The organism is Vibrio taketomensis (assembly GCF_009938165.1).
Lineage (GTDB): Bacteria > Pseudomonadota > Gammaproteobacteria > Enterobacterales > Vibrionaceae > Vibrio > Vibrio taketomensis.
In genome coordinates this window covers 1,162,150-1,187,121 of the sequence record NZ_AP019650.1, presented here as the reverse complement: position 1 = coordinate 1,187,121, position 24,972 = coordinate 1,162,150, and the positions used below count along the sequence as shown (strand labels likewise).

The following is a 24,972-nucleotide window of genomic DNA, read 5'->3' as shown; positions in this document are numbered from 1 at the left end:
GGTTTGTCGCCCGGTTACTTCGCTTTGCGATCTTCAATACGCACTTCAGAAACTTTCGCTAGCGCATCTGGACGAGCTAGGTAAGCCTTAAAGCCAAGTGAAAGTGGCTCACCAGCGCGCTCTTTACGGTTCTTACCTTCAGTAAACGCCGCGAAACCGTCACCACCATCGGCTAGGAAGTTATTGGTGACCACGCGGTACACGCGTTCATCAGTGATGTCTTTACCGTTAAGTTTCAGTTCAAGTACACGCTCGCCAACCGGTTTAGATGAGTCATACGCCATGTAAACACCGCTTGAAACCTGCATAACACCGTTTGAAAGACCAGCGGCATGCTCCATTAGAGAGCGAATTTGCTGACCAGTCAGATCCATCACTACTGGGTAGTTAGGGAACGGTAATGAGTCGATCACATCGCCGTAAGTGATGTCGCCCGCTTCGATATCAGCACGGATGCCGCCGCTGTTAGTAAACGCAAGTTCACCATCAGGGAAGTTAGGCATCATAGAATCCGCTACAAGGTTACCCAGCGTTGAAGATTCACCGTATGAACGGATCAGCGTGTTTTCAGTGTGCGCTAGCTTTTCGCTGACGATTTTATCAACCACAGCTTTCCATTTGTCGATGCGCGCTTGTGTTTCTTTGTCAGCTGTCCACTCATCAGCCCAAATGGTTTTTAGTGAGAAATCGTAGTCTTTGATCTTGCGCGCTTTCTCATCGAAATCGATGGTTAGCTTACCCACGTTGATGCCGTAAGCATCGGTAGATACAACAAGCGTATCGTTGACTTCGATAACTTCTGGTGTACCCACGTGTGCGTGACCAGTCACTAGAATATCGAGACCTTTCACTTGTTTTGCCGTTTGAATGTCTTTGTCTAGCGCACGACGAACATCATTGTTTCCTAGGCTAGATTGACGAGCAGGTGTACCTTGGTGAACCAGCAAAATGGTCACGTCAACTTGTGGGCGAAGTTCATCTAGGTATTTTTGTAGGTATTCAATTTCATCACGCGCTTCTAGGTTTTGACGCATGTTTGCTGCAACTGTGTCATAGAAGGCGAATTTGCCGTGCAAACCAATTACACCAAGCTTTAGACCGTCACGCTCAACGATAGTGTATGGCTTATCCCAGAAAGGTTTATCAGTTCCTTCAAAGAACACGTTACCCAGCAAGATTTCGAAATTTGCTTTTGCTAGCTGAACAAGGGTGTTGTCCCAGCCGTAGTCAAATTCGTGGTTACCGATAGAAGCAATGTCATAACCCATGCTGTTCATTACATCGATAATCGCTTCGCCTTCGGTCAACGTATCCACTGTTGAACCAGAGAAGTAGTCACCTGCATCTAGCACGATGGTGCTTTCTGGGCTTACCGCTTTTTCTTGCTTAATGTAGGCCGCTACATTCGCAAAACCACCGACTGCGCGCTCTTCATCAATGTAGCGAGCAACATACGGATCCACCTTTGCGTGAATATCGTTGGTGTAGATAATTGTGAGGTCTTTTGCACACAGCGGAGTAGCCGCCATTGCGATCAAAGATGCAAGCAAACGTTTTTTCATGTTCTTCTCCTTAGATAAACGGGCGGCAATATACGGAAACGTTTGGCTATAAATTACGAAGTGCATCACATTTTGATTTTCGAAAATGAATAGAATTACGCGATTTTCATTTTTTGTTGCTATCTAAGTGCTTGATTTAAACGTTTGCAAAAGTCGCCACTGCAAAAATCTTGGTGTGGCCAATGCGCCAGAATACGAATATAACGTGCGTCCGTTGGGCTTTTTGTCGATGCGTTGCGGCGCGTGTTCGGCAACGCCACCTATGCTTGATAACCAAAGTTATGGTTTGATGTGGCGCTATTGGCATCAGCAGATTGCCCTGCTGACAGGTAAGCGATGTCCGAGTTGTGCGTCACGTAAGATCAAACGTTTTGGACAAAGTGCAAACGGCAAGCCGCGCTTGTGTTGCAATCAATGTGACAAGACATTCTCTATTCGCACCCCAGTGATGAAAGGGCAACAAGCTCTGGTTGAGCAAATCCAAGACCAATTACAAACCGCGGCAAATGGTGATTTATTAAAGCAACTGGCCGCGCAAAAAGGTGTGCATTTTGATCGCGCTTGTGAGCAACTAAAACGCAGCGCACTGCAAGCGCTTTGGCTCGAACCATCCGCCACTCAAATGGCAAGCGTGGTCTTTACCTTGCCTTACAAAGGTAAGGGCAATCAGTTGTGGGGTATTGTTACCACCGATAAGCAAACTGGCCGCATTTTGCATATCAGCACGACTTTGTTTCCTGTCTATTTACCGACATTAGGGCGGTATCAAAGTTGTGTTGACGCACCGCCTTTACTGACTCAAGCCAATGACAGCTCGATTGAGCTCGCTAACAAACAAGAACAACGGTTTTTACTTAGACAACAATTTGATCGTTGTGATTTTGGCCCGGCAATACTAGGTAATAAAACCCATAGCCATGCATTGCCAGTACTAACCGCTCATGCCCACTTTTCTGTCTTGAACAGCTTAGATCATGGCAACAGTGGGGGCGTTCACGCCCTTTATCACGAGGTTTTTTTGCGTGGCGCGTGCATTACTCAATTTGCTCATGCAGTGAAGAATCATCATATGGCTCTGATTTATGTAAAGGGTGAAACTAAGGGGGAGTTACAACTTGCCAATATACGAAAACTTGGCTGGTGGCAAAATCAATGGCAAGAATATCGAGATGAAAGCGGAACAACCAAAGCTTACTCAGTTTTGGTCGGTAAAAGTGAATTGTTACCTGAAGAGATTTGTTTAAGCACGGCCAATCAGGCGGTGGAATTTATACAACAAAGAATGCAAAAGCTGGATCTTGCTCAGTTTACCGCTTCTAGGGTTGAAAGTCTGATGGTTGCTTTGGCTGCTCAATATACCGAGAATGAACGTGATAAACAGAGCTCTTCCCGTTGATACAGAAAGAGCCCCTCAAAGTGGCGCCAGTACGAGCGATAGAGTGCGTTATTCGCGTTTAAGGTAATGGCGGTAAGACATGGTCTCAGGTTTTGAGGTGATTTTGGTGTATTCAAATACACGCCCGTCTTTAAGAATGCCGACTGATAGGATCTGCATCAACGGCTTTTTCGGGTCAAGCTTGAGCGTCTCACACATGTGCTCTGTCGGCATAATTGCATCAAAATCTTGATATGCACCATCAATTTCAAAGCCTAGATCTTCTTCAAGATAGCGATATTTTGAGTCTTCTAGCGACATCACATTCATTTTTGGATAGAGCGACATTGGCATGTATGAGTCTTCATAAACCGATGGCACATCGTTGACCAGTTTAAAGCGACGAATGAAGTAGACTTTTTCACCCAGATTGATCTTGAGGATCTCTGCTAACTCTTCGTCTGCTTCAATTAACGCAAATTCACAAATCTTGTATTCAAGCTTAGTCGCGGGATCGCCCACATACTCTTTAGTACTTCTTAAAGACAGCATCGAACTCACCATGGTTTTACCAATGATGGTCGTGCCAGCACCTTGGCGTTTTTCTACCATGCCAAGCTTTACCAGTTCATCAATCGCTTTGCGAATTGTAATTCGACTTACTGAGTAATGCGCGATCAGTTCTTTTTCAGTGGGGAGCGTTTCACCCACAGAGAACTCATCTGAATCAATGCGGGAACGTAAATCCTGCATCACCTTTTTGTACAACATAAGCCACCTCTCTTGTCAGGGTAAATTTATCACTAGCAAACATGACAAATCAATAACCTTTGGCAGGAATCACACAATTTAATCAATGAACCAAATCGCAAATAAGACTAATTGTTATTCAAAGGTATTAAATTTTGAGCGAAATCTCAAAATACATCTCTTATTTGTATTCGATCACGTTTAACATATCTTATATTTGTCATATCGTTTTGCGGGAGTAATTTAAATCCTGTCGAGAGACAGAACACTCTGAAAAATATTTATAACAAATTAAGGACCCTGCCCATGTTGAGTGCGATACAACGATTAGGCGGAGCAATGTTTACCCCGGTCTTGCTGTTCCCGTTTGTTGGGATACTAGTCGGATTGACCATTGTTCTTAAAAACCCAGTTTTTGTTGGCGACCTAGCTGATAAAAACGGTCTGTATTATCAAGTGTTACAAGTCATTGAAGAGGGTGGCTGGACCATCTTCCGCAACATGGCGCTGCTATTCGCCGTTGGTTTACCAATTGGTTTAGCAAAAACCGCTCACGCTCGAGCAGTAATGGTAGTCATGGTGTCGTACCTAACCTTTAACTACTTTGTGGGTGCGATGGGTGGCTTCTGGGGTGAGTTCTTTGGTGTGGATTTTTCACAACCCATTGGCGGCACGTCAGGCCTGACTGAAATCGCAGGTATTAAAACTATTGATACCGGTATTTTTGGTGCAATCATTATTTCAGGTCTAGTGACTTGGATTCATAACCGTACGTTTGAAAAACAGCTACCTGCTTACCTCGGTATTTTCCAAGGGGCTTCTTTTGTAGCAATGATCTCTTTCTTCGCCATGCTGCCAGCGGCTTGGTTAACCCTTTATGTATGGCCAACAATTCAACACGGCATTTTAGGCCTGCAAACGTTTATGGTTGAATCTGGTTCATTCGGTGTGTGGTTGTACACATTCCTTGAACGAATCCTAATTCCAACAGGCTTGCACCACTTTGTTTACGCTCCGTTCGTATACGGCAACATCGCAACGCCAAATGGTATTGCCGTGGATTGGTTCACTAACCTAGAAATGTTCACTCAATCTAGCCAAGCGATGAAAGATCTATTCCCGGCTGGTGGCTTTGCATTGCACGGTAACTCAAAAATCTTTGGTTGTACGGGTATTGCGTTAGCAATGTACTTCACCGCTAAACCTGAGAACCGTAAAAAAGTAGCCGCACTGCTTATTCCAGCAACGCTTACTGCAGTGCTAGTTGGTATCACTGAACCGCTAGAATTTACCTTCCTATTTATTGCGCCTTGGCTATTTGCAGTTCACGCAATCTTAGCTGGCACTATGGCAATGGTGATGTATAGCTTCGGCGTAGTGGGCAACATGGGTGGTGGTTTAATTGAGTTTGCAACAGGTAACTGGATTCCACTCCTTGGCAACCATACCGGCATGGTGGTGACACAAATTGCGATTGGTCTATGTTTTACAGCGATTTACTTCTTCGTATTTAAGTACCTCATCGTCAAATTTAATGTGCCAATTGCGGGCCGTGGCGAAGCAGAAGTGAAATTGCACACCAAAGACGATTTCAACAAAAAACACGGTATCACAGGTAAAGATGCGCAAGGTGCGAGCCCACTGCAAGTTCAAGCGGTTGAAACAATGCAAGGCTTGGGCGGTGTAGAAAACATTGCAGACCTAAGCAACTGCGCAACACGTTTACGTGTGACAGTGAAAGATCCTAACAAGGTTGAATCTCCAGAATACTTTATGAGCACGGGTGCGGTGAACTTGGTTAAAAACGGTAATGCGGTTCAAGTCATCATCGGTCTCAACGTCCCTCAACTACGTGAGGAATGCGAAAAGATAGTCAGTGTTTACAAAGCAGAACAAAAAGTGGACGAACTAACACCAGTTCCGGCTAGTTAATCAAAAGAATACATAAAACATCAATTTTTAAACAAATATCGAATGGGCGGTGAAGACGCCGCCCGACATAAGAGAGGCATATTATGAAAAAAGAATTCTCAGTAGTTATTGCAGGCGGCGGTTCAACTTTTACTCCAGGTATCGTAATGATGCTGCTAGAAAACCAAGACCGTTTTCCAATTCGTAAACTGAAATTCTATGACAACTTCGCTGCACGTCAGGAGACAGTAGCGGAAGCATGTAAGATTCTTCTTAAAGAACGTGCACCACACATTGAATTCTCTTACACCACAGATCCAGAAGAAGCGTTTACGGATATCGATTTCTGTATGGCACACATTCGTGCTGGTCTATACGCAATGCGTGAGCAAGATGAGAAAATTCCTTTACGTCATGGCTGTGTAGGTCAAGAGACTTGTGGCGCTGGCGGCATGGCTTACGGTCTACGTTCAATCCCAGCGGTAATCGAGATGATCGATTACATGGAAAAATACTCGCCAAATGCTTGGATGCTTAACTATTCAAACCCAGCAGCTATCGTTGCTGAAGCTTGTCGAGTAATGCGCCCTAACTCAAAAGTTCTCAACATCTGTGATATGCCAATCGGTATTGAAACGCGTATCGCTGAGATTCTAGGTTACCAAGATCGCAAACAGTTCGACATCATGTACTACGGTCTAAACCACTTTGGCTGGTGGAAAGAGTTTAAAGATGCGAAGACAGGTGAAGATTTGATGCCACGCATCAAAGAATACATCCAAGAGTATGGTTACCTACCACCAAGTGCAATGAATGGCACGCAACACACTGATGAATCTTGGAAAGAAACCTTTATCAAAGTTCGCGATGTGTACGCGCTAGACCCAGAAACGATTCCAAACACGTACCTAAAATACTACATGTACCCAGATTACGTAGTAGAGCACTCAAACAAAGAGTTCACGCGTGCTAACGAAGTAATGGAAGGCCGTGAGAAAGAAGTATTCACAGAGTGTCATCGCATTATTGCAGCAGGTACCGCAGTCGATACGACTATCGAAGTGGAAGAGCATGCGTCTTACATCGTTGACCTTGCGACTGCAATTGCATTTAACACTAAAGAGCGCATGTTACTGATTGTGCCAAACAACGGTGCAATTGCTAACTTTGACCCAACTGCAATGGTTGAAATCCCTTGTATCGTGGATAACACCGGTGCGAAACCACTACAAATTGGTGAAATTCCTGAGTTCCAAAAAGGCATGATGAGCCAGCAAGTATCGGTTGAGAAATTGGTTGTTCAAGCGCACGTTGAAGGTTCTAAGCAAAAACTATGGCAAGCACTGACGTTGTCAGCAACGATTCCAAGTGCCTCTGTAGCGAAAGCGATTCTTGATGACCTACTAGAAGCGAACAAAGATTTCTGGGTAGAAATGAAATAAGCGTTATTGACTATCTTTGCCCTGTGAAAGCAGGGCTTTTTTTATAGGAAAACGTTGATGATTGAGATTACATTGCTTGGTTATATTGCCGCCTTTTGCACCACATGCTCTTTTGTTCCGCAAGTGCTCCACATTCTAAAAACGGGCGATACCAACTCGATTTCTTTAGCTATGTATAGCTGCTTCGTGTTTGGCGTGTTTTTGTGGCTTGTTTACGGCTTAGCCATGCAAGATTGGCCAATCATCATTGCGAACGCGATTACTTTCATGCTCGCCAGTATCATTTTGCTCTTGAAGATACGTGATGTTATGCGTAGCAAAAAAGCTTCACCTATCAGTGCTTAGTCACCACTGATTTCACCCCCTAGAAAGATTATTAGGTGAAGTAAACTTCATCGGTAAGCCACAAAGCCAGATTTCGATCTGGCTTTTTACGTTTAGGCTCTGTTTTTATTGTTTCGATTGGTACTCGCAATCGCCACTTTGATACATGTTTAGGTAGTAAGCGAATTGGGTTGAGTCTTTGCAAGTTACTCCGGCAAATTTTCTCGCATATAGTTTCTTCCCATTGAGCTAGAGCAGATGGAGGTGACACTTTCGACGCGATAATCATTATTTTGATATTCAACAGCCGTTTCACCAAATGCTGCTCTCATACCTCTATTCCATGTAAATAAGTAAGAAGGACCATATTGTTCAATCTTGGTTATGTCGAGAAAATGAGTAATTCTTTGCTCGCGGATCTCCTCAATGTGTATTGTTTAAATACTTCATCGCCAATATTGATCTGCGCAGGCAGTTCGTAGTTTGTGCTGTTGATGAACACCCAATCATCATCTGGGAAAAGAAACTTCGATTTCTTCATGGCCGGATTGCCCAGAGCTTGCTGCTCAAAAACGCCTTTAAATTGCTCTGCAACCATCTGTTCAAAAGCGGTATCTAGGTTTTAAGATTAAGATTTCCCGGAACACAGAGGTGTTTTCTACACTATGACAAATTTTAGCAATTCGCTGTTCTGCGAGTTGCTGCTTCATTTGTTCGCGCGTTAATTTTGGTTTCGGGCTCATTACGATTTGAACTACAGCCGACGCTTAAAACGGCAAGTCCCAATAATAGAGTGAGTGAGATTCGATTCATGGGTAGATGTCCTTATGGTGTATCCCTGCTGCGTTTTAACTGCTAGGGGTAAATAATGATTAGTCCTTTAGATATTGATCCGAATTGATTCTATGGTAGCGAAAGGGCGATCTGGGAAGTTGTTTTATATGCATTTCAACAACAATGAAGTGTGTCAATATCCAGTGAAACAGCGGCAGTGAGAACAGTCTAAATTCACGATACAGTTCAATTTCTGTTTCCAAACCGTCTCGATATGTAATACCCTCTAAACGCCTAATTTTAGGTAAACAATTAAAACTGTAATTCTCAGGGCAGGGTGAAATTCCCTACCGGCGGTATATTTAGGTTTGTCGGAAATTGATGAAGCTAGATGAGCCCGCGAGCGCTCGATTTTTCGAGGTCAGCAGATCTGGTGAGAAGCCAGAGCCGACGGTTAGAGTCCGGATGAGAGAGAATGAGTAACACACCAGAGTTAAGCGGGTTTTGTCCGTTGTGCGCTGGTGCATTTTGCATTGTGTTCTATCCCTCAAAATGAGCCCTGATTCTGGTAATTATTTTGGAGTTAACCATGAATCAGACATCACTTCTTGCCGAATTCGGCGACCCAATTACTCGCGTAAATAAAGCGATTGAAGCGCTACAAAATGGTCAAGGCGTTATGCTGCTTGACGATGAAGATCGTGAAAACGAAGGCGATATCATCTACTCAGCCGAGCATTTAACTGCGCAGCAAATGGCCTTGATGATCCGTGAATGTAGCGGCATTGTGTGCTTATGTCTTACTGAAGAACGTGCCAATCAACTAGAATTGCCGCCAATGGTCGAAAACAACGACAGCGTTAATCAAACAGGGTTTACTGTTACGATTGAAGCGAAAAAAGGTGTGACGACTGGCGTATCGGCGCAAGATCGCGTTACGACAGTAAAAACGGCAATTGCTGCTGATGCGAAGGCAAGTGATTTAGCTCGACCAGGTCATGTGTTCCCACTGCGTGCTCGAGATGGTGGAGTGTTGACACGCCGCGGTCATACTGAAGGTACCATTGATTTGGTGACGTTGGCAGGTTTGCAGCCAGCAGGTCTGTTGTGTGAATTGACCAATCCTGATGGCACCATGGCAAAAACGCCTGAAATCGTCACCTTTGCGAAAGCACATGGTATGCCAGTGTTAACGATTGAAGATATCGTTCAGTACCGCATGCAAAGTCTGCAGAAAACGGCTTAATCCGATTGTTAATACATTGGCAGTTATGACATCGTGAATCTGCGGATTTAGAAATTGTTCATCGATACTAAAAGCATCTTTCGAGATGCTTTTTTGTGCTGACTGTTTCCACTTATTCACCGCTGGTGGACAATTTTTTTACTAAAAACGCGAGCTGACTCCAATATAACTAATATTATTCTCAGTGGTGTTTTCATATTTTCGTGATTGAAGTAGAAAAGAATTTCTTTCCAATCAAACTAAAGAGAATGCCCGTTGAAAGTATTACCTCCAGAGCAATATTCCATAGCCTTGTCTGCGCTCAAATCGGTTGAAGTAAACCATCTCTTTGCCAAAGCTGTTTTGCTTCATCATGTTACCGGTAAGGTTTACACCGATGATATAAGTTTACCGCAAGCTTTCTATATCGTGCATCCTTACGGTATGTCTCTGTTATTTGGTAAAGTCAGCGATGAATTTCTAAATAATGACTTAAAGCATTATTGCCTGGGGACATGCGGAACTCGAGAGCAAACGGAATGGTTGCAAGTATTTCCGGCAGAGCTCCAGCGCCGTGTTGAGGAGTGCTTTGACAATAAGTTATCCGAGTTAGATGCCAATGATCTCCCTCTTGATGCTCACGCGAAAGTCGTGAAACATGTTCGAGTTAACTTTGCGTTTGATCGCAACAAATACCAGCAGTATCGATCAGAAATCCAACTCGATGACTTTAATTGTGTCGCAGTCGATAAGGTGGCGTTTGGCCGTATTCAAGGCAGTGTAATACCCGCAAGATTTTGGAACAATGCTGACGAGTTTTTCACTCGCAGTATTGGTTTTTCGCTAAAAGTGGATGACGTAAATGTCGCAACGTCTTTTGCTGCGTTTTTAATGGATGGCAAACTAGAACTGGGGATGGAAACGGATTCACAACATCGAAATCGCGGCTTTGGTTCAATTATTACCGCCAGATTGATTGAGCATGCGTTCGAAAATCAATTGGAGCCTATCTGGTCTTGTCGTAAGGGCAATAAAGGATCATTCAACTTGGCACAGAAATTAGGTTTTGAGCCTACGCTTGAATTGCCATTTTATGAGTTGAGATTGGTTTAGCAGGTAAGCATAGTGCTGTTTGACGGCAGATAAATAAAAGGCACCCTAATAGGATGCCTTAGTCTGAACTTACTAAGCAATGTAATGATTACATTGCTTTCTCAAAGCACATGGTTAGCTCTGTGGTTGATTTGTTGTCAGTGGTGTATTCAGAAGCGTAAACCAATGACCAACCATCGTAGGCTGCTAATTCTTCATTCGTGTCAGAATCGTTAGTTTCAACGGTTACGCAACGTAGCATTTTTTCTGGGCTAGTGTTGTCAAAATCACGCATTTGGCTGGTTACGTTAGCGCCAGAACATGCGGTCAGAGCAAGTAGAGTCGAAACCGCGAAAAGAGCTTTCATCATTTTATTAAATTCCAAGTATAAATTGCGCACGGAAAATAATGGAATGACGTTCTGTTTTCAGTGACTTTGCCCATATTTCAGTAATTTAAGATGCTGACTGGCGGTTTAATGAACGCCTTTCTAAACGGAGCTGTTCAATTTAGTGTGAAAAATGCTGCTTAATATATTGTTTAGGTGGCAAACCTAAATTTTTCTTAAAAAAGTGAATATAGGCACTCACCGATTCATAGCCAAGGTCTTCGGCGATACGTTGCACTGGTGTATCGGCTGAGAGCTTTTTCAGCGATAGCACAATATCTAGTTGACGGCGCCAATGACTGAAACTGATCCCGAGTTCTTGCTTAATTAACCGAGTGAGTGTGCGTTCACTCATCGCATAACGTTTGGCCCAGTAATCAACACAATGCCGCTCATGAGGCTTGGCTAACATGGCTTGCGCGATGCGATTTAGCCTTGGTTCACTAGGAATCGGAAAGTCATAATGCTCTTCAGGCATGGAAACCAGTTCATCGATTAATACTGAAACCAAACGAGCAGTTCGACTCTCTGGCTGATAGTCTTGGTCGCTGGCCGCAAGTCGAATGATGGTTTCTCGTAGTAGAGGTGAAACCGCAATGGTGCAGCTTTGTGTCGGAATATCTTTTACCGCAGGGTCAACAAATAGCATGCACACATCAGTATTACTGGTGATGAGATTGCTATGTGCGACTTGGCTAGGAATCCAGACGGCACAATTGGTCGGCACCATCCATATTGCATCATCAATGGTGCAAGTCACGCAGCCAGTTAATGGCATAACAAGCTGACCTTTTTCATGGCGATGATAGACAGTTTCTAAAGCCTGAATGTTTGAACTGACACGATGTGCGACGACCGATTGCGTGAAGTTATCGGAGTCAAAATCATCCAGTAGGTTAGGTATCTCCATGGTTTGACCGTTTTGCGATGTTTTTTGTCAATATACACCAATTTTCCGAGATGTAGATCACTATAATGGAGCCGACCATTGAGGAGAGGTAGATGATACACGAAAAAAGAAACATGCGTGTTGCGGGTAGAGGACTGATTATCCTTGGCATTTTATTGATTGCAGCGAACCTTAGAAGCCCCCTAGCGAGCATTGGCCCAGTCATTGATTGGGTGACTCATGATTTGAATTTAAACGCGACTCAAGCAGGTATGTTAACGACACTGCCGCTATTAGCCTTTGCTTTTTGTTCACCACTGGCAACCAAAATGGCGCAAAAGCTCGGGTTAGAGATTTCGTTGATGTTGGCATTGGTGGCGTTATTTATCGGTGTTGTTGCGCGATCTCAAGGTTCTGCGAGTATGCTCTTTGCGGGCACAGTGGTTATTGGAGTTGGGATTGCAATCGGTAATGTCCTGCTACCGAGTTTGTTAAAGCGTGATTTTCCCAACCATCTGCCCACGTTAACCGCATTGTATGTTCTTATCATGGGGATAGGCTCAACGGTGGTTGCGAGTATTTCTATTCCATTAGCAAACTCAGCAAAGAGTGCCGGCATAACATTGATTCCTGATTGGGGTTTTTCTTTACTATCGGTCATCGTTTCGATTGTGGTGGCGATGCTAGTTTGGCTGCCACAAGTTAAGCTTTCAACCAAACCAACGAAAGACACCGCGCAACTCGATAGCCATAGTTATTTATGGCGCACAAAAGCGGCTTGGCAGGTCTCATTTTTTCTCGGCATTAACTCCTTTATTATGTATATCTTTTTGGCGTGGCTGCCGAGTGTATTAATCGATAAAGGCTATTCCGAACAACAAGCAGGCTTTTTGCATGGTTTGATGCAATTTGCGACCGCAATTCCTGCGTTGGCTTTGATTCCTTTGATGGCAAAATTTAAAGATAAGCGTGGGTTATGCCTTTTAATGGCCGCTTTTTCGTTGATCGGTATTAGCGGTTTGATGTTGTTCCCTAAACTGGCTGCCGTATGGATTTTGTTGTTTGGTTTTAGCTTCGGTGGTGGCTTTATTCTTGGTTTATCATTTGTTGGTATTCGGACTCATGACGCTCCTCAAGCCGCTGCATTGTCAGGCATGGCTCAGTTTGTCGGTTATTTATTAGCGGCATTTGGTCCGATTAGCTTTGGCGCATTGCATACTTATACCGGGAGTTGGGATGCATCAATGATGATGTGTTTGGTGTTATGTTTAGTGTGGGGTGTGTTAGCAACCAAAGCGGGTCGCCCATATATTATTGATCGCCAAGGTGATGCTCATGAGTTTGCGATTAAGCCGAACGAAACTCATAAAGAAGAATTGGTGCGCTTGCGTGCTGAGGTTAAAAAGTTGAAGCTGCAACTCGCAGAGCAACAAAGCCAGGCTAATGTATTAGTGGATGAGCAATTGACGAAACCAGAACATGGTTAATCCCATTTGTGGGTTCGTTGTTAGATTACATGGATGTTGTTATGCATAACGTGATAAAAATGGCTTTGTTGAGTGTGGTGAGTTTTCAGACATTGGCTCACGAAGCCCCCAAGTGGTTTTATCCGAATGGGGAATTAGTCCCTATTAGTGTACAAGATGAAATTGTCAAAAAATGCCAATTTCCCCAAGCTGCAAATAAGATTGCTAATGCTAAAGAAGGGGAGTTTGAAGAGGCGTTTGCCATGTTAATGCAAGCTCGAGATTGCATTCTTGCTGATGGCATTAAAATCGAAGGTATGCCCGATAAATAAGCATTTTTGACGCAATAACACAAACCGTTTTCAGTCAAATATTAATTCTAATTTGCGAGGCCTAACGTACTTCTTTACGTAACCTTAATTAATATAACCAGCCGCATTGTTATTGTGATTTTCTGCCATGAATATGAAATTTGCACCGAGTTAGAATAACTCCGCGAATGAAACATTCGCTGGACTAGCATGGGATAAACAGTCAGTACATCTCACTCGTGCAGGTTCTTAAAAGTACATAAATCTTTCATTTAGTCTTAATGAAATCAATCAAAGATACGTTTGTTTTTGACATGGAAATTAAAATGAAAAAATCACTATTATTGACAAGTATTTTATTAGCGTCAGCATCTGTTATGGCGGCAAATGATTTTGATCAGGTTGATACCTACACAATCAAAGCGGACTTTGACTATCTCGCCGATATTCCGAGCAAGAATGATAATGGTACGGTTAATGCGATTATTGAAATCCCAGCCGGAAGTAATGAAAAGTGGGAAGTGAGCAAAAACGATAGCTCAATTATCAACTGGGAATTTAAAAATGGCCAACCGCGTATTGTTCAGTACCTTGGCTACCCAGGTAACTACGGCACGATTCCAAGCACAGCGTTGCCAAAATCTTTAGGTGGCGACGGTGACCCTCTCGATATTCTCGTGCTGGGTGCGGCTTTAGAGCGCGGTAGCGTAGTGCCAGTGCGTGTGATTGGCGGCTTGAAAATGCTCGACGGTGGTGAGCAAGATGACAAGTTGATTGCAGTGCCTGTGGTCGAACAATCACCATTTAAAGACGTTGAGTCGATTGAAGTGCTTCAGAAAAACTACCCAGGAGTGGTTGAAATTGCGCAAACGTGGTTTGCTAACTACAAAGGCATTGACGGCGGAATCGAAGTTGAAGGCGTAATGACAAGTAAAGAAGCGAGCAACGTTCTTGAGCAAGCAATTAAGCACTATAAACCATAAGTTTGATGCTAAATTGCTAAGCTATTGATGAATAAAAGGTCGCTATCAAAGCGACCTTTTTTGATCAAAGTGACGTGACTGCTCTTATCCTAATGGTTTGTGCTTGGCTAAAGCAAATAGCTGGCTCGCCAAATAGGTTTGCTTGTTATCTAAACCCGGTAGTACAAAATAATAACCGCCGCCGAAAGGTTTGACATAGCGTTCCAACGGTTCGCCATTGAGGCGTTTTTGCGTGTCGATAAAGCCGGTTTTGAGGTTTTGCTGATAGCAAACAAAAATCAGCCCCATATCCAATGCACCAGTATTGCTTACCCCAAGTGAATAGCTATAGCTTCGGCGACGAAGCTCGGCGGTATGGCGATGTGGGTTGCGCGGCTCCGCTCGGCGCATGTGAGAATCAAACAAAATACGATCACCGTGAGGATCTTTAGCAAACTCAGGTGAGTCTTGCTCATTTTTCATCCCGATAGGCGCTCCACTCACTTTATGACGACCAAAGTCATTTTCTTGATCTTCTAGTGGTGTGCGGTCCCAAAATTCGAGATTAAAGCGAATCAAGCGGATGGCCTGATAGCTGCCACCTACACACCACGGTTGGTCTTTGTCATCATCGGTTACCCAAACGATATCGTCCATAAGTTGGGTGTTGTCACTAGGTGCATTGCCAGTGCCGTCTTTAAAACCAAATAAGTTGATGGGTGTTGATTGGTTATCAATATTGCGTGATGGTAGAAACCCATCCATTTTCCAAACCGGAACAAGGTAAGGATTGGTGTGGCGAATAATATCACGTAGAGCATAAATCACGCTTTCTGGGCTGTTGGCACAGATTTGTAGTGTGATGTCGCCGCCGCACCAATCTTGTTCTAATTGATCATTCGGAAAACTTTTCATTTCAACCAAATGCTTAGGTTTGAATGTACTGAGGCCAAAACGAGAATCAAACAAACTGTCACCGAGTGCCACGGTAATGGTCAGGGCATCAGGTTTTAAGTAACTGCCTAAAATACCCGATTCACGAGGGGGTAGTTTGTCGTTAGTGTTCGGTGTAATGGCATGAGCTTGCGTTAAATAGGCGATACGGTCAGTGAGGATTTTAAAGCACTGTTCAAGCTCATCCAGGCTTTCTGTGGTGACATCAAAGGCAATGAAAGACGCATCCTTTTGCTCTTTGGTGATTACGCCTGCTTGATGTAAACCGTTGAACTTGATCACTTTTGCGTAGTCATGGCACTGATTTGCTCCCGATGCTGCCATACTTGGGAGGGTTAATGCTGCGCCACTTGCAGCAATCGCTTTAAGAACGTTACGGCGAGACACCGCTGATTTTGCCGAATTTTGCGTATTTTTCATTATATTTCGCCTAAAACTTGAAATAGACATCAACGTCTAATGTGGCTCTTAGTGTCGCCAGTAAGTCGGCTTGTTGTGACAATAGGGAATAGAGCTTTTTCTTGTCATGTGCGGTTAGCGCTTCAAAGGTTTTGTAGTGACCCTTTGGTGTTAGGTAATGCGCCAAAATTGCATTGATTTGTTGGTAGTGACGGTCAATTGGCTTTAGGACCGATGGCGGAATAAAGGCCGATATTTGTTCAATAATATGTTGAGAACCTGCCACATTGGCCGCCATATCAGCAATGTCTGAGCGACTGTAGAGGTTTTCCTTGCCAGCGAGCTTGACCTCAATCGCCATTTCAATGAAATCGGCTGATGATTGCACCAGTTTAGGAATTTCAATCTGCTCTTGTGCGATACGCTGTTTGAGATCTTTGGTGTACATCAACAGCTCGTCGACCGCATCTTTTGCCGCAGGCAGGTTTTTACTGTCAAAAAGCAAGTATTCAACTAGGTGAAAGCCTTTAAACCGATAATCCGATGTTCCTTGCAGGAAGTCGCTTGCACGGGAGTTAATGATGCGATCGGTATGGCCAAACAGCCGTATGATAGGGCGAATCTGCTCATAGTGTTGGTGAGCTTGTACGTAGAGCTGCTGAGCTTGGGATAAATCACCACTGCTTAAAGCAGCGTTAAGCTGATTAAGCCGCGAGATAATTGAGGCCACATTTTGACTTGCGTACGCCAATACGGCTTGAGTCGCTTGATGGTATTTCGCTGGTGTTGGTATATCACCTCTGGCCACAATAATGTCATCTCCGGTTTGAACCGGAGAACGTAATGCTTTTGCACTGACTGATGCGCTGACTATTAGGCTTAATAGTAGGCAACTAGCGGTCAGAAATGGTTTAGTTTTGCTGTTCATTTTTCCCTCCGAAAACCATCAGTGAACCGACAGCGATCCAGTACAGCACAAAGGTAATGACGCTGAGCCATATCGGTTGCGAACGATAAGCAAAGAATGACGCTAGTAAGTTGCCAAACACGGTTGAGTCATCAATTATTGCGGTAGTATTCCAAGCCGGTAGGTAAAGAAAATCGGGCACGGAATAATCATATTCAATCAGCAAGTTAATGCTTTCTTCAACCCCTCTAAGCAATAGAGATAGTGCAAGGAAAAGCAAAATGATGCCGGTGATGTTGAAGAAAATTTTCCATGGAATAAAGCGCTTAAACAGAGAGAACAGATAGATAGTCAGTGCGGCAAGTGCGATACCAGTAAACACTTCAGTAAAAAATTCTGCCGCATTGTTTGAGTTGAGCGTCATGATAAAGCTGGAGAGAAATACCACGATTTCACTGCCTTCACGGGCAATGGCAATGGCCACGATCAAGGTGACGCCCCACCAACTGCGATGTTTGGTTTGTTCGCTAAGGCCGGATTCAAGCTCGGACTTTAACATTCTGCCTCGACTATTCATCCAACACACCATTTGGACAATTAATATGCAGGCGATAAACTCCATCCCGATCATAAAGATGGATTGCTCGGTATCCCCAAGAATGTTGAAAACTCCATAGATAGCAGAGGCCAGCAACACCGATACGCCGCAGCCAAATCCTACGCCATACCATAGATATTTCATGCCTTGTTGGCTGTCATCATTTTGTTTAATCCACGCAAAGATAATGCTGATCAGCAGCAGCGCTTCAATGCTCTCACGCCAAATAACAAATGCGACTTGTCCCATTATTCTACTCGCTCTTTAGCGATGATTTTTCCTGCTGGAAGATCAAGGTGAAAATCATCAAAGAAGGTGTAAGTGCCAGCACGTAGGGGAGCAATGACGACCACCGAATGAGCGCCCGGCGCAAGAACCTTTTCTCTACGTAGTTGGGTACTTTCAAATTCAGCAGGTTGATTACCAATGTTGGAGACTTTTATGCGAATGATTTTTCCCGTTGGAACGTCTAAAACTTGTGGGATCAATTGGCCATTTTTCATTTGCAATTGCGTGGTGAATTTTTCTGCGGCCAACACTGACAGGGAGGACATAGTGCATAAGGCGGCAATAACAAAGATGAGCGATTTTTCATGGGCGATATCGTGAGATGTGGATACAAAGGGGCTGATGCCCCAAATTATTACAATCGGTGAGTTAGTAACTACCTTTGCGGCCAACGCCGGCGTAGTTAAATTCCCAAGTGACATCGAATGGCTTGAACCAAGGTGCCACACCAGTTTCTTTATCGATATGGCGACCAAATCCGACGTTTTTGTTGTATGAAGGCGGGTAAATGGTAAAGGTTACTTTGTATTTACCATTGCCATCGAGTTTGATGTTTTTGCCATAGTGAGGACCATCGCTGGCAACCATCGGCATAAATTCGCCTGTTTGTGCCGCTTTTTTGTCACCCAGTTTATCCACTGAATACTTGATGGTTAGGTAAGGGATCCACGCACCTTCGGCAAAGCCGTTAGGGTTCTCTTCTACGGCGTGAATGTCGGCTTCTAGGTGAACATCAGACTCTTTAGCTGATAAATTGTGCATGTGGGTCATACCATCCATATCCATAGTGATTGGCTGAAGGTATACACCTTGAATTTCCATGCCGTCTTTGATTGTTGGTTGACCAAGAGGGTACTCTTGCGCAAGAACAGAAGTTGAACCTAAAACCATAGTGGTGAGCAGAGCAAGTTGAGCTTTTTTCATTATGTTATTCCATTATCGACTGATGTCGAGAATCTTACTGATAACCATTATCGTTACAACATAAAATGTTAATGATATGCTCCAATTTAGTGAAAACTAAGTTTTCTTAAATTAGCATTAGAGTAATATTCAGCTTTGGTGTAATGACAATCGCAGCACTATAGTGAGTCAAATAGGAATTCTTGAGATTGAAGAGAGAAGGAGTTACGCATGATTGTGGTAGCAAGATACTCATTTCCTCATGAAGCACATATCGCAAAAGCGAGTTTAGAGAGTGCCGGAATAGAGAGCTATATTGCAGATGAGCACACCGTTAATACCCAATGGTTATACTCTAACGCCATCGGTGGTGTGCGTTTGATGGTTGCTGATCGTGATGCTGAACAAGCGCTACAAATCTTAAGCAGTGACTTCTCACAAGATGTTGATAACGAGATGCCCGAAGCAGAGCGTAGTGAAGTTTGCCCAAAATGCGGTAGCCATGACCTAGTCGCCTATACGAAAGGAAAGCGCTCAGCGTTTTTAGTCTTTATTCTGCTTGGTTTCCCTTTGTTTTTTTACAAGCATGGTTATAAATGCAATCAATGTGAAGAGTTTATTGAGAAGCTTTGAATGTTCATGATTCAAGTTTAAGCTTTTGATTTAAATTGAGATAAAATACCAAAGCGGGCATTATCACTAACAAGTAGCGTTTATTGAAATAACAATTTGATTTGAGGTGTAATTTGAAAGTTAGGGCGGTGGTTGAGTCTGATTGGGATTCGATAATCAAAATTCAGGCAGAAGCCTACCATGATGGTGTGGTTGAAAGTATCGACGTACTAAAAAGTAAAAGCCTTGTCTCTCCCAAGACCTGCTTTGTCTGTGAGTCAAAAGATGGAGAGATTGCGGGTTACTTACTTTCTCATCCTTGGGATAGTCCAACGCCACCTAAGCTATTTCAGCCTCTTACAAAAGTAAGCGGTCAACATCAACATTTCATCCATGATATGGCAGTGAGCAGCAAAGCCCAAGGTAAAGGGGTGGGGCGATTACTGACAAAGAAGGTGTTCGAATTCACTCAACGACAAGGTGTTAAAAGGATAAACCTAGTTGCGGTACAAGGCTCTAGCAGTTATTGGTCTAGCCTCGGCTTTGCACCACTAGACAGCAATGATGTCAGCTCCACCTATGGCGATGATGCCTCCCTGATGGAAATGCAGTTGTCGAATTAATAAAAAATAAGATGGTTATAAGCCAAGTTAGCGATAATCTAGCTTGGCTTTTGTTTTATTAGCGTAGCTCTGCTGCAGTATCCACAAAGATACCTTGAATGTCTTTGGCTTCACGCTCAGTTTGCCCAGCATGTTTTAAAAATGCCGCAATGATAGCCGCCGTTTTTTGTTCTTTGGCGCGCTCTAAGAAGTAGCGTAACTCAAGTTCTGCGCCAGCTTCTTCATCTTTAATCGAAGCGGCAATAATCTCTTTATACATCACGATATCACGCACCTCTAACTGGCTGATAATACGCAGTGTTGCAGCTAAAAATACCTCTATCTCTGCTTTGGGCACGAACTGAGTGATGATGTTTAGTTGCTCTGCTTGCTGAGCCGTAAAGTCATTGCCAAGCAATAATGCCTGAAGCGCTTTGTTTTTTCCCATACGACGAGCAAACTGAACTGCACCTTGACCGCCGGTAGGAATGTTGACGTGAATCTCAGGTTGCGCGAATGCCGCATTTTCAGTGCCGTAAGCCAAATCACATGCCATCACAAACTCATTGCCACCACCTCGAGCTACGCCATCGACAACTGCGACAGAGACTTGTTTCATCGCTTTAATATTGGCAATCATGTGATTGAATTCAATCGATGCCGCTTGACCACCTTGTGTGCCATTGATGACGTTTAAATCTAAATGAGCCAAGAAGAAAGTTTCATGCATGGATTTAAATACCACGACTTTCGTTTCGCGGTCATCTTTCAGCGACAGAACAAATTGATTGACCTCGTTGATAACATCGACCGTGATTACGTTCACTGGTGGATTGTTGATTTCTACTGTAGTAATGCCGTTTTGTTGAGTGATCGATAGCGTTTTCATCGTAGCTTCCTCATGGGGTATAGCAAAATTAATTGAGTGGAGAACCTCTCCCGTTGTGTGCAGCTACTATAGGTTTGTTATAAGATTAGAAAATAAACTAATTTGCACATAATTGATGCTATGAAAGCAACAATGGAGTGGTATGGATTTTTCTAGTCGTTTATTACTGTTACTTGATGTGGTTGAGCTGGGGTCATTCATTAAAGTAGCAGAACAAAAAAATGTTGACCGTTCCGTCATATCAAAACAGATCAGCCGTTTAGAGGATGAGTTGGGCGTACGTTTGCTCAATCGCACTACACGTTCATTGTCTTTGACTGCGGCAGGTAATGAGATGATCAACCAAGCCAAATCATTGCGAATGCTGTTAAGTGATACTCAACGCTTAGCCCAAAACTATCATGCTGAACCTTGTGGGTTGCTGCGCATTACAAGCTCAACCATGTTTGGTCGTCAGTATGTACAAGATGCGATTTCACTTTTTCAGCAACAGTACCCTGATGTGGAATTCGAACTGCGTCTGGAAGATCGAATGGTCGATATGGTCAAGGAAGGATTTGATATTGGCTTTCGCATTGGCAAGCCTAAAAACTCGACTCTGATCAGCCGCAAGCTCGCACGTAGTCGATTATTGATTGTTGCTTCTCCAGCGTTTCTAAAAAAACATGGTGAGGTGAACTCACTGGAAAAACTCGAGTCGCTACCTGCCAGTATCTATGCCGCCCCTGGTTTGTTGTTTGATAAGTTTGGTTATCAAGATAATCAAGGCAAACAGCAGTATTTCCAACTTAACGTTGCGTACAAAGTTAATGATGTGGAGATGTTGGCTAGGAGTGCGGCTGGTGGTAATACGCTTGCCGTGATTACTGCACAAATGGTGCAAGACGAAATTAAGCAAGGCAAACTGATCCCGATTATGACCGATGTAAACATCGATGACTTTGGTACTTTTTATGCCGTGTATCCTCATCGTGATGCCCCGATCAAAACTAAGTTGTTTATTGATACATTGAAGGCGGTGATTGGCGAGGAAACACCGATTTGGGAGAAGAACATTCCCAACTTCGGTCGAATGTATGGTGGGTGATATACGCCTATCGGCACATTATGCTAACTAGGTCTGATTATTTTTGTTGTTACTGACAACAAAGTTGACTTCTTATGCGCTTTGAGCGAGTTTGTTGATACTGTCAACAAAGTTTAATGATAAACGCAATGTCGCCTATTGAACAAATCCGTAGTGAGCTGAGATATCTAGTGAGGGAGCTCGGTTTATTAGATAAAAATTGCTTAAATTCAGGGCTCTCACTCACCCAAGTTCATCTACTGACTTATTTACGTAAAAATGGCTTAACGCCATTTACGGAGCTGTCTAACCAGCTCAATGTTGAAAAAGGATCGCTAAGTCGAGCCATTAACACGTTAGTCGAAATGAAGTTCGTTGACGTAGTTTGTAACCCCAATGACAAGCGGCAGAAAAGCTATGTGCTCACTATGTGCGGAGTAAATCGATTAGCGAGTGCTGACAACTCAGCAAATAATGAGCTTTCTGAGTTGCTTGGGTTGATGACCTGTGAAGAGTCGGAGACAGTGATTCAGGGGCTAAGAGCATTGAGATTAAGTGCATTTCGCAAAAACGCCACGCACAACAAAGCCAGAGTCCAAATTGAGCAACTAAGACCAGAGTATAAAATTGAGGTTGATGATTTAATATTGGATACATTCACGGGGGAACAGAATATACCTAGCAATCTCGTTCCACTCAATGTCGATATTCCACAACAATGGTGGGTAGCTCGTTCTGGTGAATACGTTGTCGGTGCAGTTGCGTGCTGGCAAGAAAATGAAGAATGGCATTGGGGGCGGTTTGCAGTCGATAGTCGTTTTAGAGGATTAGGTATTGGTAAGGCTTTGGCTCTTCATTCCCTCGAGTATTTGTTCCACAACACCGATGAAATCATGACGGATGCGCGAGATGCAACCATTCATATTCTTACAGACTTAGGTGGCGAGATTATTGGTGATAGAGTGGATTTCTATGGTATGCCAGTAACACCAATGCGTATTCTCAAACAACAATTTCAATCTATGGGTGAACTTAAGGCGGTGTTGGGTTATAAAGTTTTGGCTTGCTAATTAACTGTATATATCTGTTATGTAAAGCTTACAGGTAACTCCCTGTAAGCTTGTATTAATGATATCAATTTCAGTTATGGGACAACCACCTGTACACTGCCAATAGAGAAGTCCATTCCTTGAAGCGTGTCTTCACCTTCCACCCATTCTGGCAAGATTGATACGGCTTTATCTATATTTCTTAGCGCATTGATATTGATAGAACCATCTTTACGAGTAAATAGATCTCTCAGTGGTACTTGAATTTGCTGCCAACCTTTCTCTGCTGCTCCTGCTGGTAGAAAGTATGGCTCGGAGTTCCATGAGTGCTGGACTCCATCTGAACTTGGAAGCGTTTAGTCGGGTGATTAGCATAGCTATCTACATAAAACATGAACTGTAGAACACCACTATCTACATAGTTTGATATGTCTTTAATGACTTGTCCTGAGTTGCAAGTACTAAGCCACCATTTTCTCCTGCTGGAGCGTTACTGTATTCAATGCGAATGTGGTCATGTCCCCAGTGAAGGGTAGAATTTCCGACTGTCATCCAGTTGGTAACTGCTGTTGCCCATCCGGTTGAAGGGCTTCCTACCACAAATACTTTGCTTGCTTTGAAGGCATCACTAGGGTCATCAGCTTGAGTAAAGTACTTGTGTTGTCACACTCCAACACATCTTGCTGATTTATTGAGTTCGTCACGATGCGGATGTTGCCAAGATCAAAATTGAGGTTGTTGTTAGATACGAAAGTAAACGGTGATATAGCATCATTAAAGTCCATTCCCGCTTCAGTAAAACAGGATAGAGGGATCTTAATTGTTTGTGTCGATCCTTTATAACTAGCTGTGTAACTACTGGTAAGCGATACTTTACCTATATCAGTGTCGTGCTCTTTTGGCTAGTGATGTAAATCTCTTGCCCTGAACTTGGCAGACTCATAGCTCGCGTAGAAAACTGCAATGTAGAGGTTGCAGGATCAACATTTAAATTAACATTACTGCTATCGCCACTTGTGAGTGCAATTCTTCCAGATTTATTGTCAGTGATAGTGACGTTTAACATACCGTTTTTTCGCCAGAGATATTGGTAACGCTAACATTGCCTTGAGAAACGTTATTACCGTCCACGATCGCTTCGGTTCCACTACTATCAGTAATCGCCAGAATAAAAGCGCTATCACCATTTGGTGAATATAAAGGATCTCTTGTGATGTAGGTGGTGGCGTTGAGGTATCAGGCTCATTGTATGGATCATCTAAACAGCCAGTTAAGCCTGCTGTGCATATTAGAGTCGCGAGGAGCTTTGTTAAAAACATTACAGGTCATATCGTTATACCGCTTAAAATTTTGTAGGGATAAAATTTGTTTAAACGTTTAATTGGTTAAAGCATGTCCATATTGGCTTTACTAATCAAGTAAAACGTTTAAACGACTATTCGTTTTGTGATTATGACCAAGTTTTGGCATGGTTTAACGGAATGTACTTGGATGAATAGATGAGTGTTATTTATTGTTTTGTTCCTTTAAGTTATTGAATTAAAATGGTTAATTTTATTTTTAGTGCTATTTTTATTCGAAAAATAAATAATATTGTAACTGGATCACGTTTACACAACTAACAGTATTGACGACCACGAATATTTATCACAGATTAATAGAAACGTTTAAGTTTGAGTCCAGCGAAATAAAACGGAATTCTACAATGATAAATACAAAAGTACTCGCAGTCGCTGTGCTGTTTGGCCTCGCTAGTAATGCATTCGCAAGCGATGTGGTTATTAATGAATTATCTGTTCGTGACCATCTGTATCCAGCGCAATTTAAAGCGGAATTGCAAAATAACCTTAACTTCTTTAGAGATGGTGTTGGCGTAGACCCTGTTGCTAAAGTTCTTTTGACACTGTTTCGATTGTGGAAGGTAAGGTAAACCGCATTACTACGTAAACACGACAGAAATTGGTTTGTATCTGAATATTTTGGTTGAAGCTGAAAAAGCAGGTGAAGGAAAAGCCTTAACACGTATCGCGGAAGTGCTTGATGTATTAGGAAGAAACACCGACATGGAAAGGTCTATATTTCTGGCCGTACGATATTGTTGAAGGTAAGCTAAAACCAACAGCCGACGGTATTGTTCCTGCGGTTGATAACGCCAACTTAGCTCTTGCACTCGCAGGCGTAGCTGGTGCGTACCTGGACGCAACGGATGCCGAGAAACAAAAATTGTTGAACGT

General features: G+C 43.2%; 26 protein-coding genes and 1 riboswitch. Of the genes, 14 read left to right on the top strand and 12 right to left on the bottom strand.

Annotation, left to right across the window (positions count from 1 at the left end; genetic code table 11):
• Nucleotides 1-14 precede the first annotated feature (14 nt).
• Nucleotides 15-1,562 (bottom strand): bifunctional metallophosphatase/5'-nucleotidase, encoded by a 1,548-nt coding sequence (locus tag Vt282_RS19150; RefSeq protein WP_162064427.1) that lies wholly within the window; start codon nucleotides 1,560-1,562, stop codon nucleotides 15-17.
• A gap of 127 nt (nucleotides 1,563-1,689) precedes the next feature.
• On the opposite strand from Vt282_RS19150, the gene Vt282_RS19145 reads away from it, so the two are divergent.
• Complete coding sequence (locus Vt282_RS19145; RefSeq protein ID WP_162064426.1) at nucleotides 1,690-2,958, top strand: IS1 family transposase; 1,269 nt, start codon at nucleotides 1,690-1,692, stop codon at nucleotides 2,956-2,958.
• A gap of 48 nt (nucleotides 2,959-3,006) precedes the next feature.
• Here Vt282_RS19145 and Vt282_RS19140 read toward each other — a convergent pair whose 3' ends face one another.
• The gene (locus Vt282_RS19140) at nucleotides 3,007-3,708 is read right to left on the bottom strand and encodes a GntR family transcriptional regulator (protein WP_162048494.1); all 702 of its coding nucleotides are present in this window, start codon (nucleotides 3,706-3,708) and stop codon (nucleotides 3,007-3,009) included.
• 285 nt (nucleotides 3,709-3,993) lie between these two features.
• On the opposite strand from Vt282_RS19140, the gene Vt282_RS19135 reads away from it, so the two are divergent.
• The 3 genes from Vt282_RS19135 to Vt282_RS19125 all read left to right on the top strand — a co-directional run bounded on the left by Vt282_RS19135 (nucleotide 3,994) and on the right by Vt282_RS19125 (nucleotide 7,385).
• Nucleotides 3,994-5,619 (top strand): alpha-glucoside-specific PTS transporter subunit IIBC, encoded by a 1,626-nt coding sequence (locus tag Vt282_RS19135; protein ID WP_162064425.1) that lies wholly within the window; start codon nucleotides 3,994-3,996, stop codon nucleotides 5,617-5,619.
• Between the two features lie 83 nt (nucleotides 5,620-5,702).
• Entirely contained in the window at nucleotides 5,703-7,040 is a 1,338-nt protein-coding gene (locus Vt282_RS19130) for a 6-phospho-alpha-glucosidase (RefSeq protein ID WP_162064424.1), read from the top strand.
• A gap of 57 nt (nucleotides 7,041-7,097) precedes the next feature.
• Nucleotides 7,098-7,385 carry a SemiSWEET transporter gene (locus Vt282_RS19125; protein ID WP_174855851.1) on the top strand — a complete coding sequence of 96 codons (288 nt, stop codon included), beginning with the start codon at nucleotides 7,098-7,100 and terminating at the stop codon, nucleotides 7,383-7,385.
• A 361-nt stretch (nucleotides 7,386-7,746) separates the two neighbouring features.
• On the opposite strand, the gene Vt282_RS19120 is transcribed toward Vt282_RS19125, so the two are convergent.
• Nucleotides 7,747-7,962, bottom strand: a complete 216-nt coding sequence (locus Vt282_RS19120) for a hypothetical protein (protein ID WP_162064422.1) — start codon at nucleotides 7,960-7,962, stop codon at nucleotides 7,747-7,749.
• A gap of 495 nt (nucleotides 7,963-8,457) precedes the next feature.
• Nucleotides 8,458-8,619, top strand: a riboswitch (FMN riboswitch).
• A 108-nt stretch (nucleotides 8,620-8,727) separates the two neighbouring features.
• Here Vt282_RS19120 and ribB point away from each other — a divergent pair.
• Entirely contained in the window at nucleotides 8,728-9,384 is a 657-nt protein-coding gene (gene ribB, locus Vt282_RS19115; protein ID WP_162064421.1) for a 3,4-dihydroxy-2-butanone-4-phosphate synthase, read from the top strand.
• Between the two features lie 255 nt (nucleotides 9,385-9,639).
• The gene (locus Vt282_RS19110) at nucleotides 9,640-10,476 is read left to right on the top strand and encodes a GNAT family N-acetyltransferase (RefSeq protein WP_162064420.1); all 837 of its coding nucleotides are present in this window, start codon (nucleotides 9,640-9,642) and stop codon (nucleotides 10,474-10,476) included.
• A gap of 88 nt (nucleotides 10,477-10,564) precedes the next feature.
• On the opposite strand, the gene Vt282_RS19105 is transcribed toward Vt282_RS19110, so the two are convergent.
• Nucleotides 10,565-10,825 carry a hypothetical protein gene (locus Vt282_RS19105; protein WP_162048486.1) on the bottom strand — a complete coding sequence of 87 codons (261 nt, stop codon included), beginning with the start codon at nucleotides 10,823-10,825 and terminating at the stop codon, nucleotides 10,565-10,567.
• A gap of 139 nt (nucleotides 10,826-10,964) precedes the next feature.
• Nucleotides 10,965-11,753 carry an AraC family transcriptional regulator gene (locus Vt282_RS19100; RefSeq protein WP_162064419.1) on the bottom strand — a complete coding sequence of 263 codons (789 nt, stop codon included), beginning with the start codon at nucleotides 11,751-11,753 and terminating at the stop codon, nucleotides 10,965-10,967.
• Nucleotides 11,754-11,845: 92 nt separating this feature from the next.
• Here Vt282_RS19100 and Vt282_RS19095 point away from each other — a divergent pair, with 92 nt between their 5' ends.
• The 3 genes from Vt282_RS19095 to Vt282_RS19085 all read left to right on the top strand — a co-directional run bounded on the left by Vt282_RS19095 (nucleotide 11,846) and on the right by Vt282_RS19085 (nucleotide 14,492).
• Entirely contained in the window at nucleotides 11,846-13,219 is a 1,374-nt protein-coding gene (locus Vt282_RS19095; protein WP_162064418.1) for an MFS transporter, read from the top strand.
• A 41-nt stretch (nucleotides 13,220-13,260) separates the two neighbouring features.
• Nucleotides 13,261-13,530: a hypothetical protein gene (locus Vt282_RS19090; RefSeq protein WP_162048483.1), complete on the top strand. Its 270-nt coding sequence runs from the start codon at nucleotides 13,261-13,263 to the stop codon at nucleotides 13,528-13,530.
• A gap of 305 nt (nucleotides 13,531-13,835) precedes the next feature.
• Nucleotides 13,836-14,492 carry an inorganic diphosphatase gene (locus Vt282_RS19085; protein WP_162064417.1) on the top strand — a complete coding sequence of 219 codons (657 nt, stop codon included), beginning with the start codon at nucleotides 13,836-13,838 and terminating at the stop codon, nucleotides 14,490-14,492.
• 84 nt (nucleotides 14,493-14,576) lie between these two features.
• Here the strand turns inward: Vt282_RS19085 and efeB are convergent, their stop codons facing one another.
• From efeB to Vt282_RS19060, 5 genes are read right to left on the bottom strand one after another with little or no spacing between them, the layout of a single operon-like run.
• Nucleotides 14,577-15,845 carry an iron uptake transporter deferrochelatase/peroxidase subunit gene (efeB, locus tag Vt282_RS19080; protein WP_162064416.1) on the bottom strand — a complete coding sequence of 423 codons (1,269 nt, stop codon included), beginning with the start codon at nucleotides 15,843-15,845 and terminating at the stop codon, nucleotides 14,577-14,579.
• Nucleotides 15,846-15,855: 10 nt separating this feature from the next.
• Nucleotides 15,856-16,752 carry an EfeM/EfeO family lipoprotein gene (locus Vt282_RS19075; protein WP_162064415.1) on the bottom strand — a complete coding sequence of 299 codons (897 nt, stop codon included), beginning with the start codon at nucleotides 16,750-16,752 and terminating at the stop codon, nucleotides 15,856-15,858.
• Entirely contained in the window at nucleotides 16,736-17,578 is an 843-nt protein-coding gene (locus Vt282_RS19070; protein ID WP_162064414.1) for an FTR1 family iron permease, read from the bottom strand. The genes Vt282_RS19075 and Vt282_RS19070 overlap by 17 nt, the downstream gene beginning before the upstream one ends.
• Complete coding sequence (locus Vt282_RS19065; RefSeq protein ID WP_162064413.1) at nucleotides 17,578-18,039, bottom strand: cupredoxin domain-containing protein; 462 nt, start codon at nucleotides 18,037-18,039, stop codon at nucleotides 17,578-17,580. The genes Vt282_RS19070 and Vt282_RS19065 overlap by 1 nt, the downstream gene beginning before the upstream one ends.
• The gene (locus Vt282_RS19060; protein ID WP_162064412.1) at nucleotides 17,987-18,541 is read right to left on the bottom strand and encodes an iron transporter; all 555 of its coding nucleotides are present in this window, start codon (nucleotides 18,539-18,541) and stop codon (nucleotides 17,987-17,989) included. The genes Vt282_RS19065 and Vt282_RS19060 overlap by 53 nt, the downstream gene beginning before the upstream one ends.
• Before the next feature lie 210 nt (nucleotides 18,542-18,751).
• Here Vt282_RS19060 and Vt282_RS19055 point away from each other — a divergent pair, with 210 nt between their 5' ends.
• Complete coding sequence (locus Vt282_RS19055) at nucleotides 18,752-19,153, top strand: putative signal transducing protein (protein ID WP_162064411.1); 402 nt, start codon at nucleotides 18,752-18,754, stop codon at nucleotides 19,151-19,153.
• 113 nt (nucleotides 19,154-19,266) lie between these two features.
• Nucleotides 19,267-19,755: a GNAT family N-acetyltransferase gene (locus tag Vt282_RS19050; RefSeq protein ID WP_232055231.1), complete on the top strand. Its 489-nt coding sequence runs from the start codon at nucleotides 19,267-19,269 to the stop codon at nucleotides 19,753-19,755.
• A gap of 58 nt (nucleotides 19,756-19,813) precedes the next feature.
• Here the strand turns inward: Vt282_RS19050 and Vt282_RS19045 are convergent, their stop codons facing one another.
• Nucleotides 19,814-20,623 (bottom strand): enoyl-CoA hydratase/isomerase family protein, encoded by an 810-nt coding sequence (locus Vt282_RS19045; RefSeq protein ID WP_162064409.1) that lies wholly within the window; start codon nucleotides 20,621-20,623, stop codon nucleotides 19,814-19,816.
• Nucleotides 20,624-20,765: 142 nt separating this feature from the next.
• Here Vt282_RS19045 and Vt282_RS19040 point away from each other — a divergent pair, with 142 nt between their 5' ends.
• Both Vt282_RS19040 and Vt282_RS19035 read left to right on the top strand, forming a co-directional pair.
• On the top strand, nucleotides 20,766-21,710 hold the full coding sequence (locus Vt282_RS19040; protein ID WP_162064408.1) for a LysR family transcriptional regulator: 945 nt from the start codon (nucleotides 20,766-20,768) through the stop codon (nucleotides 21,708-21,710).
• Between the two features lie 128 nt (nucleotides 21,711-21,838).
• The gene (locus tag Vt282_RS19035; RefSeq protein WP_162064407.1) at nucleotides 21,839-22,759 is read left to right on the top strand and encodes a bifunctional helix-turn-helix transcriptional regulator/GNAT family N-acetyltransferase; all 921 of its coding nucleotides are present in this window, start codon (nucleotides 21,839-21,841) and stop codon (nucleotides 22,757-22,759) included.
• 572 nt (nucleotides 22,760-23,331) lie between these two features.
• Here Vt282_RS19035 and Vt282_RS21880 read toward each other — a convergent pair.
• Nucleotides 23,332-23,619 (bottom strand): putative glycoside hydrolase, encoded by a 288-nt coding sequence (locus Vt282_RS21880; protein WP_162064576.1) that lies wholly within the window; start codon nucleotides 23,617-23,619, stop codon nucleotides 23,332-23,334.
• An 824-nt stretch (nucleotides 23,620-24,443) separates the two neighbouring features.
• Here Vt282_RS21880 and Vt282_RS21085 point away from each other — a divergent pair.
• Complete coding sequence (locus Vt282_RS21085) at nucleotides 24,444-24,668, top strand: hypothetical protein (RefSeq protein WP_232055230.1); 225 nt, start codon at nucleotides 24,444-24,446, stop codon at nucleotides 24,666-24,668.
• The last annotated feature ends 304 nt before the right edge of the window (nucleotides 24,669-24,972 follow it).